The sequence below is a fragment of the Limnospira sp. PMC 1279.21 genome (assembly GCF_032349615.1).
Lineage (GTDB): Bacteria > Cyanobacteriota > Cyanobacteriia > Cyanobacteriales > Microcoleaceae > Limnospira > Limnospira fusiformis.
Genome location: NZ_JARPLU010000051.1, coordinates 13422 through 28662 on the forward strand (window position 1 = coordinate 13422; position 15241 = coordinate 28662).

Below are 15241 nucleotides of genomic sequence, written 5' to 3' on the forward strand. Positions count from 1 at the left end.
ATCTACCTCTTTAAAGTTGAGTCAAAGTTGAGTTGCTTGCTTTTGTAGCCAATTTAGAAGACTCTTATATGAAGACAGCCAATCCTTATAGTCTTTGTCATTAGGCTCATTCCCATAATAACGCATCTCTATAAAATGTTGATTTGGGGTTTCAACTGTAGCCAGCCACCTCATTACCTGGGGAAATTTTTGAATCCGGCTGTACAGCCGATTATGCCGCTTTAATGCGTCGTGTAAACGATGTTGTGGATTAGTAATTGTATGACCAGGATCGTTAGAGTCGGTTTTCCATTCTCGGCTTGCACCTTTGGGTAATGAAGCGAATATCATCGATTTTAGCAGACATTCTATGGTAATGCCACCAAAATGCATTGCGGCTACTTTTCTGTTGAAATTAGATGAACAAAGTATTTCAGTATCCTTATGACGTTCTAAAAAGGCGGCTTGGTAATCTTCCATGTTGGCTGGATGCTTGGTTACAATGGTATATCTAGCATATATCTTGTATGGTTATAGCTTTTCTCATTAAGTAATCTGTCATTTTGGCCTGAGTCTGTAGAATTGGCTAACCTGCGGGAAGGGGTTCACCCTGCGGCAAGCGGCTTTGAGTCTACGGCAGGGGCGAAAGAAAGACGCGGGTAGAGAGGATCTCTCTTAAATTACTGAGGTCTTGCACCAATTGCAACAACAGCCCCGCGATCGCCCCTGTATGGGTCATTAAATATCAAAAGGGAGTCGCCAATTTAACTGTGCTGGCTTATTTGTAAGTTTACATGAGTTTTGGTATAATTAAAAATCATGTTTTCTTCCCCGACTAAATATGAAAATTGCTACCTGGAATGTGAATTCAATTCGGACTCGACAAGACCAAGTTTTGAGCTGGTTACAAGGTCAGGATATTGATGTTTTGTGCCTACAGGAAACTAAGGTTATTGATCAAGATTTTCCGCGATCGCCTTTTGAAGAATTGGGCTATCATGTCTATATTTATGGTCAAAAAGCCTATAATGGGGTGGCAATTTTTAGTCGCCTAAATATCGAGTCTGTAATTATGGGATTTACTCCGATTTTGGGTGCTGACCAGGTGGGGGAATTGGACGACCAAAAACGGGTAATTGCTGGGGTGATTGATGATATCTGTATTGTCAATGTTTATATCCCGAATGGGTCGAGTGTGGGAAGTGATAAATATGAGTATAAGTTACAGTGGTTAAACCGATTAGGGGATTATCTACAACAGATGTTAATCAAATATCCTCATCTGTGTATTTGTGGTGATTTTAATATTGCGCCAGAAGATCGGGATATTTATAATCCTCAAAACCGGGAAAATCATATTATGGCATCGGCGGCGGAACGTCAAGCCTTAGATGCGATCGCTAATTTGGGTTTAGCAGACGGCTTTCGTAAGTTTACCCAAGACGGCGGACATTTTACCTGGTGGGACTACCGCGCCGCCTCATTTACCCGCAACCGAGGCTGGAGAATTGATCACCATTATCTAAGTCCTGGACTCTATCAAAATGCGATCGCTTGTTACATTGACACTGAACCCAGAACCCAACCAAAACCGAGTGATCATGCACCCGTTATTTTAGAAATCGGAACTTAGTTTTCGGGTAAGTTAAAGTTAACATCTTCGTAAATGGCGGCAATTTGTTCGGTGAAATCCAGGCTAACAATATGAAAAGTAGTGTCGTCTGTATCCTCAGATAAACTATAACTATTAAATAGCCAACTGTCATCCTGACGGCGAAAAATCTCTAAGCGAGGATGACGGGTATTAATTAATATATATTCCTGTAGGCTATCAAGACTTTGATAGTCCATAAATTTATCACCCCTATCAAAGGCTTCTGTGGAGTCGGACAATACCTCAATGATAAGTTGAGGAAATTGTTTATAGGTGGGTGTATCTCTATCACGCTGGTCACAGGTTACGAGAATATCGGGATAGTAAAAACGCTCACTTTTGGCTTTTTGAATACGGACTTTCATATCTGATATATACACCCGACAACTAGAGCCTCTGAGATGATTACGAAGTGCGATCGCCATATTTAAAGCGATCGTAACATGGGTATCAGTTGCACCCGCCATAGCGTAGACTTCTCCATCAATATATTCATGCTTGACAGAACTTTGGGCTTCTAGTTTTAGGTAATCATCTGGGGATAAATTGACAAAATTGGGTGTGGCAATCATATTTATATTTATTGATTATTAAAGTTAACATCTTCGTAAATGGCGGCAATTTGTTCGGTGAAATCCAGGCTAACAATATGAAAAGTAGTGTCGTCTGTATCCTCAGATAAACTATAACTATTAAATAGCCAACTGTCATCCTGACGGCGAAAAATCTCTAAGCGAGGATGACGGGTATTAATTAATATATATTCCTGTAGGCTATCAAGACTTTGATAGTCCATAAATTTATCACCCCTATCAAAGGCTTCTGTGGAGTCGGACAATACCTCAATGATAAGTTGAGGAAATTGTTTATAGGTGGGTGTATCTCTATCACGCTGGTCACAGGTTACGAGAATATCGGGATAGTAAAAACGCTCACTTTTGGCTTTTTGAATACGGACTTTCATATCTGATATATACACCCGACAACTAGAACCTCTGACCTGGGCGCGAAGTAGGGCAAATATATTTCCAGCAATAGTAACATGGGTATCAGTTGCACCCGCCATAGCGTAGACTTCCCCATCAATATATTCATGCTTGACAGAACTTTGCTCCTCTAGTTTTAGGTAATCATCTGGGGATACATTGGCAAAATTGGGTGTGGCAATCATTTGCTAACTCTCCAATAGTAATTAAGATTATATCATATTTTGAATGCAGACAAACATTGAGATTAATAAAAGTTTACGATTGTCTAAATTTTACCTAATAGCCAATAGGTGGTCATATTGCCTTTCCCCTTAACATTAATTGTGCCTCTGGGTTTAAATTTATAACGATATTTTAGGCGTTCATAGGTGATATCTGTAACTTGAATAGAGCCAGGTTTTCCTGATGATTCCATGCGGGAAGCAATGTTAACGGCATTTCCCCATAAATCATAGGAGAATTTTTTAATGCCAATTACTCCGGCTACTACGGATCCAGTATTAATACCAATCCTAATTTGAAAATGTTCGCAACCTGAAATATTACCCAAGATTTTACAAGTCTTAAAGTCATCCATAATTTGCTGCATTTCTAAAGCCATATCGGCGATCGCTTCTGCATGGTCATCCCGGGGAATTGGTAAGCCTCCCACTACCATATAAGCGTCACCAATAGTCTTGATTTTTTCTAAACTATACTTGTCGGCTAATTCATCAAATCGGGAAAACATCTGATTTAGCAATTCCACCAACTGAATGGGAGGAATGCGAGCAGATAAAGGAGTGAAGCCGACAATATCTGCAAATAAAATGGTCACATTTTCCATAGAGCAAGCAATGGTTTTTTGTTCATTCTTGAGTTGATCAGCAATAGCTTTTGGCAAGATATTTAATAATAGTTTTTCGGATTTATCTTTTTCATATCGGAGTTCAAACGTCCGCTCCTCTACCCGTTTTTCTAAGGCGGAAAAAGCATCTTGAACCTGTTGAGTCATCATGTTAAAAGACTTGGCTAAAATCCTGAGTTCTTTGATACCATTAGCATGAACTTTTTGCTGTAATTTGCCTTGAGCGATCGCCTGACTTGCGTCACTCAAATTGGAGATAGGAAGACTAATCCATCTAGCTATCAGAATGCTAAAAATTGTAGGAAAGATTAAAGCCAAAATACACATTAAAATTGTAGTGCGTTTGCTGGCATTAATAGTAGCCATAAAATCATCTTCGGGAACTACTAACACAATTAACCAGTCTAAGCCATGACCATCACTAAATGGTAAGATTTGCACGAATTGCCGTTCGCGTTTGATTTTAAAATCGAATTGTTTGGGTTTAGTGATTGTGTGTAAGTTTAAATTTTTATTGGTTAAATATTTGGCGGTTTCTCGGACTAATATATTTTCACTTTCTGTAGCTTGACGAATTTGGATATGATCGCCAATTTTCCGGGTCATACTATCATCAGTGGAACTGGAAACTAATAAACCAGAACGCTCGATAATAAAGGCTTCTCCGGTTTTACCAATTCCTAAATTTTGCAAAAATCTCCGGAGTTCTTCAGATAATAAAATATCAGTTCCGCACACGCCAATAAAACGATTTCCCCAAGGATCATAAGTAGATAAACTGGCGGTAATGGTGGGTAATTGTGTGGTAAAATCTAAATAAATATCACTCCATACGGACTTTCCTGTGGCTTGTGCGGCTCGATACCAGGGACGTTGACGAGGCTCATAGGGTCCAGCATCCCTAAGAAAATAAAGGCGATCGCCACGGACATCAATACCGTATAAGTGCATATTTCCATTGGTTTGATTATTCCTAATCATTAACTCAAAAAATGACCCGTCATCACTCCAACTCACACCGATAAAATTTCCGGTTTCTTCTTCGGCACAATAAACGGCATTAAGATAAGGTGAGTTTTTAATGTGCTGCAAAAAAACATTAATTCTATCCCCAGTATAAAAATCAATTTGGCCCTGAGAAAAACTATCGGTATTTAACTTGTTAATCTGATGAGGTCTTCTAATATATGCTTGTAATTGCTGGTCAATGCGAGCAGTTAATTCCTGGCGCAGTTGAAATGCTAAATCTCGCACGGCTGCTTCGCCATTGCGAAAAGAAAAATAACCGACCAAACCGACAGTTAATGCTACTTGTAGCAAAAACGGTACTACTAAAATAGTGCGGAGTGAAATGTTACTGAATATCCGCTTGAGTTGTCTCTGAAAACGGCGAAGATAGAAAGCCAACATGGAATTAACTACCTGACAACTTTGAGTTTCAACTGTCGTCAGTATACCTTGAAAACTGTGGAAACTGCTAAAATGGCTTTTGGATAGTGTCTGGTCATCGGGTAATTATGCTATCGTATAACTTGTTGGTATCAATACCCAGAATCATATAAGATTAATTTAGTTACCATTGGGAGCTATTCCTACCACTTTAGTTATAAGTTGTATAACTCCATGGTATTATGGTTTTTGGCTAGAAATTAGCCAAGCGACCAGTTTACTATCAACCATAAAAATTAATCATTAGGAGATGGATAAAATGCGAATTTTAATCATGGGTGGCACTAGGTTTATTGGGGTTTATCTCACCAAGATTTTAGTCAGCCATGGTCATGACGTGGTATTATTTAATCGGGGAAATAAACCCAGTCCGGTAGACGGAATTAAACAAATTCATGGCGATCGCACTGATGCCAACCAATTGAAAGAAAAGCTATCCGGTGAAACCTTTGATGTCATTTTTGATAATAATGGTCGCCAATTAAGTGATACCCAACCCCTAGCCGATTTATTTAATGGTCAGGTGAAACACTTTGTTTATATGAGTTCAGCCGGAGTCTATCTCAAGTCTGATCAAATGCCTCATATTGAAGGAGACCCCACCGATCCCAAAAGTCGCCATTTAGGGAAATATGAAACGGAAACCTACTTGCAAAAAGTGGGTATTCCTTGGACATCAATCCGACCAACTTACATCTACGGACCACAAAATTATAACCCTTTAGAGTCCTGGTTTTTCGATCGCATTGTTGCTAAACGTCCCATTCCTATTCCCGGTAATGGAATGCACATCACCCAATTAGGTCATGTGGAAGACTTAGCTAATGCCATGGTAGCAGTATTAGGAAATTCAACGGCTATTGGTCAAGTGTATAATATCTCAGGCGATCGCTTTGTCACCTTTGATGGGTTAGCCAAAGCCTGTGCGATCGCTGCGGGTGAGTCCCCAGATGACCTGCAATTAATTCATTATGACCCCAAAAACTTTGATTTCGGGAAACGCAAAGCATTTCCCCTGCGAGTTCAGCATTTCTTCGCCGATGTTCACAAAGCCATAAATCAACTAAATTGGCAACCCAAATATGATCTAATTTCCGGATTAAAAGATTCCTGCCAAAACGATTATCTAGCTAATAGCAATCCCGGAAAGGTAGACTTTTCTACGGACGATGAAATCATCAAAGCCGCCGGGTAAATCCCATCAAAAAGGGGTAGTTATTAATTAATTACCCCCCAATTGTTTAATTATACCATTACATCGAATAATCGAACATGACCAACTTAGCAGGTAAAGTAGCCTTAGTTACAGGTGCATCCAGAGGATTAGGTAAAGGAATTGCCATTGGTTTAGGAGAAGCTGGCGCTACTGTTTATATCACAGGTCGCAGCCTATCGCAAGCCAATGATGCTGTAGGAGGCAGTTTAGAAGAGACTCGGTTAGAGGTCGAAAAAGCCGGGGGTAAATGTATCGCGATTGCGGTTGATCACGGTGATGATCAACAAGTGGAATTACTTTTTAATCGCATTGATCAGGAACAACAGGGACAACTTGATTTATTGGTAAATAACGCATATAAGGGAGTGCGAACTTTAACAGAAATGCAGGGTAAACCCTTTTGGGAAAGCGAACCGCAAGTTTGGGATGAAGTTAATAATGTAGGCTTACGCAGTCATTATGTGGCGGCTGTTTTAGCAGCTAGAATGATGGTTAAACGTCGTCAAGGTTTAATCTGTACTATTTCATCTTGGGGGGGATTTTCCTATCTTTTTAGTGCCGTTTATGGGATTGGAAAATCTGCCTGCGATCGCTTGGCGGCGGATTTTGCGACTGAACTCCAACCCTATAATGTCGCTTCCGTTGCTGTTTGGCCAGGAATTGTTAACACAGAACATATGTCTAGGGTCGCCACGGAAATAGAAGCCTCCAATGTCGCCACAGATGATCCAGCAATCCGATCGCTTGTTGACCGCTATAATTGGGAAACACCCCTCTTGACCGGGAGAGTTATTGCAGCCTTAGCAGCCGATCCGAATATTATGCGTCGCAGTGGTCGCCTGCAAATTGTCGCCGAACGCGCTCAAGAGTATAATCTAGTAGATGAAAATGGTAATCGTCCAGTTTCTCTGCGATCGCTGCGTTTTTTACTACCCATGAAATGGCCGCAACTCCAAAAATCTGCATCATTAATTCCTAATGTAAATATTCCCTGGTCTGTGCTATTATCAACTATGCTAAAATCTCCGAAAATTTAACCATGACTCAACTAGAAAATGCCACAGTAGTTTTAACGGGTGCTACTGGCGGATTTGGTCAACAACTCACCCGCCAATTATTAGCAGCAGGTAGCCGTTTAATTTTAAGCGATCGCCATCAACCAACTCTCCACCAACAAGCACAACTAATTCAACAGGAGATTAAAACCGGAGAAATCCTCGCTTGTTTCGAGGCTGATTTATCTAACCGTGAGGGATGCGAAATCTTATTTAATCAAGTCAAAAGCCTGGAAGTTCCCATCGATATTTTAATCAATAACGCCGGACTAGCCGTTTATGGTCGGATGGACGAAACACCCCCGGAAAAATGGGAAACCCTCATGGAAGTAAACCTACTTGCACCAATGCGTTTAACCAGTCTATTTGTAGGGGATATGATTAGCCGTCGCCAAGGTCATATCGTCAATATTTCCTCCGTGGCTGGTTGGAGTGGGAAAGCTGGTTTAACTCACTATTGCGCCAGTAAATTTGGCTTACGAGGCTTTAGTGAGGGACTCTTTGATGAGGTAAAATCCTACAATGTCAAAGTGACCGCCGTCTACCCATTTTTTAGTCGGACCCCAATTTTAGACGCTGAAAAATATGGAACCCTAGCCACTAACTATCAAGGTTTACCAGAGGCTTGGTTGACCGACCCTAAGCAGGTCATGAAAGCGACTTTGCGAGGTATTCAATCCAATCAACTCCATGTATTCCCAGACTCCCCGGCAAATTTCATTCATTTACTCAAACGCTATACTCCTTTTTGGTTAGATAAAATTTCGTTTTTGGCTGCTAAAAAACTTGTAAAAAAACCTAAAGTATGACTGCTCAAATCTTAGGAAATAACCCCAAAACTGCCGACAAATATCTAATCATCGGAGCCGGATTTGTCGGATTAGGTATTGCTGAAGGTTTAAAAACCGCGAAAATTCCCTATGATCAAGTAGATGCCAGTGATGATATTGGTGGTAATTGGTATCATGGTGTCTATGAAACTGCCCATATTATTTCCTCGAAGAAAATCACCCAATTCACTCATTTTCCGATGCCGAATGATTATCCTGATTTTCCTAGTGCCAAACAAATGTGGGACTACTTAAACCATTTTGCTGATGCTTTTAATCTGCGCCCTAACATTGAACTAAAACGCACCGTTACCCTAGTTAATCCTATCGCCAAAAATCTCTGGTTAGTCAGCTTTGATAATGGAGAAAAGCGAATTTATAAAGGGGTGATTATATGTAATGGTCATCATTGGTGCAAACGATTTCCCGAATTTCCCGGAACTTTTAACGGTGAAATGATACATTCTAAAGACTACAAAACACCCGACCAACTTAGAGGTAAACGAGTCTTAATAATTGGTGGTGGTAACTCCGCCTGTGACCTAGCCGCCGAAGCAGCTAGAGTCGGTCAAAAATCGGTGTTAAGCCTGCGGGAGTCTGTGTGGTTTATTCCCAAAACCTTTGCTGGTGTTCCTCTATCGGATTTAATTCGTTGGTGGATGCCTGAAGCCTTGCAAAGATTAATGTGTTATGGTATAATCAAGCTAAGTTTTGGCAGCCATGAAAACTATGGTTTGCCCAAACCAAAATATCGAATTTTCGATAAACATCCCACCCTAAATAATGAAGTACCCTACTATATCAAGCATGGAAAAATCACCCCCAAACCCGCCGTCAATAAATTAGACGGTTGGGATGTAGAATTTAGCGATCGCACCAGGGAAACCTTTGATTTAATAGTGTGTGGCACAGGCTATCATGTTTCCTATCCCTTTCTACCTCCCGAATTACAAAGAGTCAAGGGGGCGACTGTGCAGTGTTATGGGGGGGCATTTTTAGATGATTATCAAGGGCTATATTATATCGGATGGGGTCAAGCGCGAGGCGGTGTAGGTTCGTTGATTTCTGCTTATGCGCCCTTATTTACCCGATGTTTAAAACTACAAGAGGAAATCAAGATTCCCTTGGGTTTAGTCTTGAAGGAAATCGGACAGACTTTGCCGACCACTCACCTATCTGATCCACAGAAAGTTTTGAGGCAAATTCAACTATTTAACCTCTTGTTTAATTGGTTCACAAAAAAAGCCCACCAAATTGATCAACGTTATCCTAATTTTGAAAATCCCTTTCAAGCCTAGAAGCACCCATCAACGACTCAGAGACAATTTCTCAACCCCAGGACTTCCTACAAGGCTATAACTGGTCTTATGGATGTAATTAGCCAACTTTCCAACAACCTAGGCTACAATCAAAGTATCTACCTTAGTTTTGAGTTGGATCAACAGATTATGGGTTTATTAGTCTCTATTTTGATGTCAGGTCACAAATAACCAAGCCTTTCCGGGTGGTTGGGTGCTAAGTTTATTTACTCATCCCAGTTGTTTCGTAGAAGCATCATCAACGCAAAACGCCGTCAATAACCCCCCCACAAAGGGATGAGGCTGACCACAGCCACAAACCTAAGTGAGTTTAGTTGACAGACCTGGGTGAAGCCTTCGAGAGACTTTCCGGGTCTACCTTGGGAGTAAGGGTTGAAGTTCTTACCTGGGAATGGGTCGCTAGTTCCTAACTGTCAAACCTTATGGTTAAAGATTTTTTGTCAAGCCAACCAGACTTACTCCAGGGAGTCTTGGGACAACGGAGGGGAATTACCCAGAAAGCAACAGGATTGTATGTTAGTAGGGGAAGTGATGGTTAGTATTACTTTAAACCAGTGGTTGGCGAGGGAGAAACAGTAGAACTGACTTTGCACAATACCCATGGCACTCAAATGGCTTTTGAATGATGCACTTTTGGGGGTCCCGCCCACTCTATATCAATTGCTGTTCCTATCCCTCCCCACCCACAAGGGGATGGGGTTTCTCGGAGGAAGATTATGAAATTGCACAAGAAGACATTGCTCATTATTGGCGCAGCACTAATTAGCCTAATTGTGGTGTTGTATACAACAGCATCCTGTATCCTGATTCAGAATTTCCGTAATCTGGAGATTGAGTCGGTGCATCAGGATGTAGTCCGGGTAATTAAAGCCTTAGAGGATGACCTGGCTAATTTAGATACGATCGCTCAAGATCAAGCCAAATGGGATGATACCTATGCCTTTATCAATCAACAAAATAGCCGATATGTGCGATCTAACCTAGCTAACACTATGTTTATGGATCTGAGGCTAAATCTCTTCATTCTGATAGATAGCCAAGGTCAAATCGTCTTCAGCAAAGGTTTCGACATCAACAGCCAAACAGAAACCCCTATTCCCGCCAGTCTCTCGCCTCACCTAAAATCGGTCAGTCTGTCATTTTCCAACCCCTCCCGGTCTTGTTTTGAGAAAGAAGAGGAAATCCCCTGTCCCACAATAGGGATCGTCATGTTACCAGAAGGCCCATTGCTGCTATCGGCCCGTCCCATCCTTACCAGTATTGCCCATGGACCAAGCCGGGGAACCCTAGTAGTGGGTCGCTATCTTGATCATAACGAAATAGATCGCCTGACTCAAATTACCCAACTTGCGGTGGAAATCAACCCTTGGACTCCCCTCAACCCCCAACAAACCCAACAAATCATCAATGCGGAAGACCCCATCAGAGTTCAACCCCTAGATACTTCGACTATCCTGGGGTCTATTCCCCTCCTAGACATTTATAATCGACCGATTCTCAACCTGGAAATCCAAAGCGATCGCCCCATTTTCCGCCAAGGTCGCACCAGCCTAATTTATCTCACATTTTCCCTATTTCTGATCGGCATAATTTTAAGTGCAATTACCATACTGGTATTTGAGAAACTGATTTTAGCCAGACTGTTAGACCTCACCCACAAAATTAATCAAATCGGCCAAAGTCGCGACCCATCCCTACGGCTGACAGTACCCCCAGGGGAAGATGAACTCACCGGGTTAGGACAAACCATTAATCAAATGTTAGAAGCCTTAGAACAAGCCAATATTCAAAGCCAGGATAGTGAAGAAAGATATCGGCTAATGGCGGAATATTCCACCGATTTAATTACTCATCACTCTCGCCGAGGTTTGATCCGCTACGCCTCCCCCGCCTGTTCGTTGCTATTAGGATATGAGCCGGAAAGTTTAATTGGTCAACACCCCAGTAAATTTTTTCACCCAGATGACCTTAACACACTCAGCAAGACATTAGAAATTGTTTTAAGTCAAAAAGTATCCTATACTCTAACCTATCGTATACGCCACAAAAACGGCGAATATATTTGGTTTGAAACCACCAGTCGCGCTATTTATCATCCCGAGACCGGGAGAGTGCAAGAAATTCTGGGTGTCTCCAGAGATATTAGCGATCGCAAACAGCGGGAACAGGAACTACAAGACAGCGAAGCCTCAATTAGGAGTCTTTATCAAATCACCTCATCTCGTCATTTAGACTGGCAAGAACAACTCCAGCAAATCCTCAAGTTGGGCTGTGATAAATTCCACTTAGAAGTCGGTATAATTAACCAGATATTGAACCTAGACACCCCCCAGCCTTCCGCCCAAATTATGGCAGGAATTGACCCTAATAATAGCTGGTCATTTGGGGATAATTTTGATTTAAATAATCCGTTGATTTTGGCGACATTAAAGGCTGAAAACCCCCTGATTTTTGAATCAGTGTTAGTCTCCGGATTCCCCTCTTATGCCGATGAAAATTGCTGGCAAATTGAGGCATATATGGCTATTCCTATTAAAGTCTATGGTCAGGTTTATGGAACTCTTTGTTTTTGGAGTCAAAACCCTTTAAATGAGCCATTTAGAGCCGTTGACCAAGAACTATTAAAACTCATGGCGCAGTGGATAGGTAGTGAAATAGAACGACAGCAAACCGCCCAAGAATTGAGTCAAGCCAGGGATGAGGCTCTCGCAGCCACTCGTGCCAAAAGTGAATTTTTAGCCACTATGAGCCATGAAATTAGGACTCCCATGAATGCAGTAATTGGGATGACCGGATTGTTATTAGATACTCCTTTAAGTCTAGTTCAACAGGATTTTGTCGAAACCATTCGCAGCAGTAGTGATGCCCTACTTTCTTTAATTAATGATATCCTAGATTTCTCCAAAATAGAATCAGGAAAATTAGACCTAGAAGCCTTCCCCTTTAGTTTACGCACTTGTCTTGAAGAATCCCTGGACTTATTGGCGACCAAAGCCGCGAGTAAATCCCTAGAATTGGGATATTTCATTGATGCTTATACCCCCAATGAAGTGGTGGGAGATATGGCAAGAGTTAGGCAAATTTTAGTGAATTTACTCAGCAACGCCGTTAAGTTTACCGCCCGGGGTGAAGTGTTGGTATCAGTGTCAGCAAAACCACTGTTTTCGGATTTAGAATTGACTGCCAAATCTATGTATTCTACCCACTATCAAATTGAGGTAGCAGTGTCGGATACAGGTATTGGTATTCCGGTCGATCGCATGAATCGTTTATTTAAGTCCTTTAGTCAGGTTGATGCTTCCACGAATCGACAATATGGCGGGACAGGATTAGGTCTAGCTATTAGTCAGCGACTGGCCGAAATGATGGGGGGTAAAATGTGGGTAGTCAGTGGTGATGCGATCGGTGGTCATCCCCCAGAAAATTGGCAGATAAATAAAGATACTCCCACACAGGGATCTACATTCTATTTTTCCATAGTAGTTCAGAGTAGCCAGAATTTATTACCACAGTGGAATCATGCTGATGAATTAGCCGGAAAACGACTATTAATTATTGACTCTCACCCCACCAATCGCCAAATTTTGACCAAGCAAGTTCAATGCTGGGGTTTAGTGGTAGAAGATACCGACAGCCCCACAGAAGCGATCGCCTGGTTAAAACAAGGTAAAACCTTTGATATCGCCATTGTGGAAATGGAAATCGCCAATTTGGACGGGTTCAATTTTGCCACCCAAGTCCGACAGACTTCAGCCGGGGTTGACCTCCCCTTAGTCATGTTAATTTCCGTCGGTCAACAAAATTTTAACCCCACCGATCATCGAGATTTTGTCGCCTTTCTGAATAAACCCATTAAACAATCACCCCTATACAATATTCTGATTAACGTCCTGTGTGGGGAACCTCTACAGATTAAAAATTGGAGTCGCAACCAAATGCGATCGCCCCAAGATATTCCCCTGTTAGCAGAAAAACTCCCCCTGCGGATTTTATTAGCCGAGGATCACCTAGTTAACCAAAAAGTCGCCCTACAAATCCTGCAAAGAATGGGATATAGGGCTGATGTCGCCGGGAATGGTTTAGAAGTTCTCGAAGCCCTAGAAAGACAGCCATACGATGTCATTTTAATGGATATGCAGATGCCCATTATGGATGGCTTAGAAGCAGCCCGACAGATTAAAAAACGCTATGATAACCAAGAAAAACCCTACTCCCCACGCCCGCGCATTATCGCCGTTACAGCCAATGCTATGGAAAGCGATCGCGCTGAATGTATAGCAGCCGGAATGGATGACTATATCAGTAAACCTATCCGTATGGAACAATTAGTTAAAGTTCTCCGTAACTGTCGCCCCATCACCTGCGATGCCATTGTACCTTCAACATATTTAAATACCACCACCGATGATAGCAAATCTTCCCCCATTCTTGACCCCACTGTTTTACAAGGACTGCGAGAGATAGAAGCCTTGGAAGAAGTCGCCGAAATGTACATCGAAAGCGCCCCGGAACTTCTGAACACTATTCAAATAGCCCTCCAACAAAATGATCCCACAGCCCTCAAACAGGCCGCCCATTCCCTGAAATCCATCAGTGGGACTTTAGGCGCTTTTGGTTTATCCGAATTATGTCTGCAATTAGAAATCATGGGCCGTCAAGGAGTAGATGCAGGTGTCCCCATTCCTCAACCATCGGCTGAATCAGTTTATACTCAGATTCAAGCCGAGTTAGAAAGAGTCAAGGAAGCCCTGACCAATGAAGCGAGCGCAAATTTGACCATTTAACCGGCTTTTTTGCGACTGCGTTTGTTGATTAAGCCACTCCAGGCGATAGTCAGATAGCAACTAGCCAGCAGTAAACTACCTAAGCCGACCCGGAGATTAGATTTGAAAGTCCCCAGTTGCGATCGCTTTTCTGCCTCTCGCCGACGGTTTTCAATTTCCTGTTTCAGTTCCTGGCCAATGGCATTGCTTTGGACTCCCAACGCTTCCGGGTTTTCCTGAAATTCTTGCAGGCGCGCTAATTGTGCTTCGGTAAGCTGTTGTTCTTGGATATAATCTTCTAAGCGCTGCTGATTGCCTAAGATAGCTAACATTTGGGTTTGTTGTTCTTGCAGGCGTTCTTCTAGCTGCATTTTGGCCGTCGCTGCATCCTGATTAATTTTCTCAATCGTTTCATTACTCGCTGCTATAGTAGTGCCAACGTGCAGGGGAATCAGCACTAAATACATCACCCCCAGAATGCCAGAAATCACATAAACCCAAAATTTGAGACTGTTAAACCCCTGTTTAGGCTTTTCTGGTGATAGACCAGCTACCTCCTGTAACCCGTATGCACAAAACATTAAGGCGATCGCCAACACCGGAATCACCCCTTGTTCTACCATCTGAGTAGTAAAATTCAGTTGCCACCTGAGATCCCCAAAATTCGTTGGCACAAACAGCAAAATATAGTTAATTAGGGCAAAAAAGAATAAAATTACCCCCGCCAGCCTCAAAAATCCAGCAGCCTGGGACGGGATTTGATTTGGAGTTGTTCCTTTCATAACACATCAAGTTCCGTATTTTTACTGAGACTGATACATTTACGCGACATTTATCCGGCTATTGCCTGACAATGCGACGATAGCACTATTACCCGTTAAGGTAACAGAGGCGGTATCCCGCAAAGCTTTTAGAAAGATTCCAAAAGCACCGTTCCAGTCCCTGGGTAGAGTGAACCCACACTCAGGACATCGGAACACTTTTGAGCCACCTAGCTGGGAATGCACATGACCACAGTGAGTACAGGTTTTGCTGGTGTATTCTTCCGTCACATCTATAGCATTAGTCAAGGTGGTTAGGACGCAGCTTGGAGAACGGAATCCATGGCATCATGGAGAGAATCAAACTGCTCAATGCAGG

The 15241-nt window shown here is 42.1% G+C and carries 12 protein-coding genes and 1 pseudogene; 7 read left to right on the forward strand and 6 right to left on the reverse strand.

Features of this window, described 5'->3' with window-relative positions; translation table 11 throughout:
• Nucleotides 1-21: 21 nt before the first annotated feature.
• Nucleotides 22-459, reverse strand: a complete 438-nt coding sequence (locus tag P5683_RS10140) for a hypothetical protein (RefSeq protein WP_006668393.1) — start codon at nucleotides 457-459, stop codon at nucleotides 22-24.
• A gap of 361 nt (nucleotides 460-820) precedes the next feature.
• Here P5683_RS10140 and xth point away from each other — a divergent pair, with 361 nt between their 5' ends.
• Nucleotides 821-1612 (forward strand): exodeoxyribonuclease III, encoded by a 792-nt coding sequence (gene xth, locus P5683_RS10145; protein WP_006624231.1) that lies wholly within the window; start codon nucleotides 821-823, stop codon nucleotides 1610-1612.
• Here the strand turns inward: xth and P5683_RS10150 are convergent.
• The 3 genes from P5683_RS10150 to P5683_RS10160 form a co-directional block, all read right to left on the reverse strand.
• The gene (locus tag P5683_RS10150; protein ID WP_006624229.1) at nucleotides 1609-2205 is read right to left on the reverse strand and encodes a Uma2 family endonuclease; all 597 of its coding nucleotides are present in this window, start codon (nucleotides 2203-2205) and stop codon (nucleotides 1609-1611) included. The two genes, xth and P5683_RS10150, sit on opposite strands and share 4 nt — an antisense overlap.
• A gap of 8 nt (nucleotides 2206-2213) precedes the next feature.
• Nucleotides 2214-2804: a Uma2 family endonuclease gene (locus P5683_RS10155; protein ID WP_006624228.1), complete on the reverse strand. Its 591-nt coding sequence runs from the start codon at nucleotides 2802-2804 to the stop codon at nucleotides 2214-2216.
• Nucleotides 2805-2887: 83 nt separating this feature from the next.
• Entirely contained in the window at nucleotides 2888-4879 is a 1992-nt protein-coding gene (locus tag P5683_RS10160; protein ID WP_315639818.1) for an adenylate/guanylate cyclase domain-containing protein, read from the reverse strand.
• A gap of 298 nt (nucleotides 4880-5177) precedes the next feature.
• Here P5683_RS10160 and P5683_RS10165 point away from each other — a divergent pair, with 298 nt between their 5' ends.
• The 6 genes from P5683_RS10165 to P5683_RS10190 all read left to right on the forward strand — a co-directional run bounded on the left by P5683_RS10165 (nucleotide 5178) and on the right by P5683_RS10190 (nucleotide 14122).
• Entirely contained in the window at nucleotides 5178-6113 is a 936-nt protein-coding gene (locus P5683_RS10165) for an NAD-dependent epimerase/dehydratase family protein (protein WP_315639816.1), read from the forward strand.
• A gap of 77 nt (nucleotides 6114-6190) precedes the next feature.
• A complete protein-coding gene (locus tag P5683_RS10170; RefSeq protein ID WP_006624221.1) occupies nucleotides 6191-7171 on the forward strand; it encodes an SDR family NAD(P)-dependent oxidoreductase in 981 nt (326 codons plus the stop codon).
• A 2-nt stretch (nucleotides 7172-7173) separates the two neighbouring features.
• Complete coding sequence (locus P5683_RS10175) at nucleotides 7174-7998, forward strand: SDR family oxidoreductase (protein WP_006624219.1); 825 nt, start codon at nucleotides 7174-7176, stop codon at nucleotides 7996-7998.
• The gene (locus P5683_RS10180; protein WP_006624217.1) at nucleotides 7995-9317 is read left to right on the forward strand and encodes an NAD(P)/FAD-dependent oxidoreductase; all 1323 of its coding nucleotides are present in this window, start codon (nucleotides 7995-7997) and stop codon (nucleotides 9315-9317) included. Before P5683_RS10175 ends, P5683_RS10180 begins: the two co-directional genes overlap by 4 nt.
• 393 nt (nucleotides 9318-9710) lie before the next feature.
• Nucleotides 9711-9917 (forward strand): hypothetical protein, encoded by a 207-nt coding sequence (locus P5683_RS10185; RefSeq protein WP_006624213.1) that lies wholly within the window; start codon nucleotides 9711-9713, stop codon nucleotides 9915-9917.
• 137 nt (nucleotides 9918-10054) lie between these two features.
• Nucleotides 10055-14122, forward strand: coding sequence for a response regulator (locus P5683_RS10190; protein ID WP_193520913.1), 4068 nt, complete (start codon nucleotides 10055-10057; stop codon nucleotides 14120-14122).
• Here P5683_RS10190 and P5683_RS10195 read toward each other — a convergent pair.
• Together P5683_RS10195 and P5683_RS10200 are read right to left on the reverse strand one after the other, a co-directional pair.
• On the reverse strand, nucleotides 14119-14883 hold the full coding sequence (locus tag P5683_RS10195) for an HpsJ family protein (protein ID WP_006624210.1): 765 nt from the start codon (nucleotides 14881-14883) through the stop codon (nucleotides 14119-14121). The genes P5683_RS10190 and P5683_RS10195 overlap by 4 nt on opposite strands.
• Before the next feature lie 39 nt (nucleotides 14884-14922).
• Nucleotides 14923-15174 (reverse strand): annotated as a pseudogene (locus P5683_RS10200) (zinc ribbon domain-containing protein); the annotation flags it as partial.
• Nucleotides 15175-15241: the final 67 nt, after the last annotated feature.

Excerpts from the sequence above, each read along its gene's own strand:
- P5683_RS10165 (WP_315639816.1), top strand. The coding sequence starts at position 5,178 with ATGCGAATTTTAATCATGGGTGGCACTAGGTTTATTGGGGTTTATCTC.
- P5683_RS10140 (WP_006668393.1), bottom strand. The coding sequence starts at position 459 with ATGGAAGATTACCAAGCCGCCTTTTTAGAACGTCATAAGGATACTGAA.
- P5683_RS10190 (WP_193520913.1), top strand. The coding sequence starts at position 10,055 with ATGAAATTGCACAAGAAGACATTGCTCATTATTGGCGCAGCACTAATT.
- P5683_RS10150 (WP_006624229.1), bottom strand. The coding sequence starts at position 2,205 with ATGATTGCCACACCCAATTTTGTCAATTTATCCCCAGATGATTACCTA.
- P5683_RS10155 (WP_006624228.1), bottom strand. The coding sequence starts at position 2,804 with ATGATTGCCACACCCAATTTTGCCAATGTATCCCCAGATGATTACCTA.
- P5683_RS10175 (WP_006624219.1), top strand. The coding sequence starts at position 7,174 with ATGACTCAACTAGAAAATGCCACAGTAGTTTTAACGGGTGCTACTGGC.
- P5683_RS10170 (WP_006624221.1), top strand. The coding sequence starts at position 6,191 with ATGACCAACTTAGCAGGTAAAGTAGCCTTAGTTACAGGTGCATCCAGA.
- P5683_RS10180 (WP_006624217.1), top strand. The coding sequence starts at position 7,995 with ATGACTGCTCAAATCTTAGGAAATAACCCCAAAACTGCCGACAAATAT.
- P5683_RS10195 (WP_006624210.1), bottom strand. The coding sequence starts at position 14,883 with ATGAAAGGAACAACTCCAAATCAAATCCCGTCCCAGGCTGCTGGATTT.
- P5683_RS10160 (WP_315639818.1), bottom strand. The coding sequence starts at position 4,879 with ATGTTGGCTTTCTATCTTCGCCGTTTTCAGAGACAACTCAAGCGGATA.
- xth (WP_006624231.1), top strand. The coding sequence starts at position 821 with ATGAAAATTGCTACCTGGAATGTGAATTCAATTCGGACTCGACAAGAC.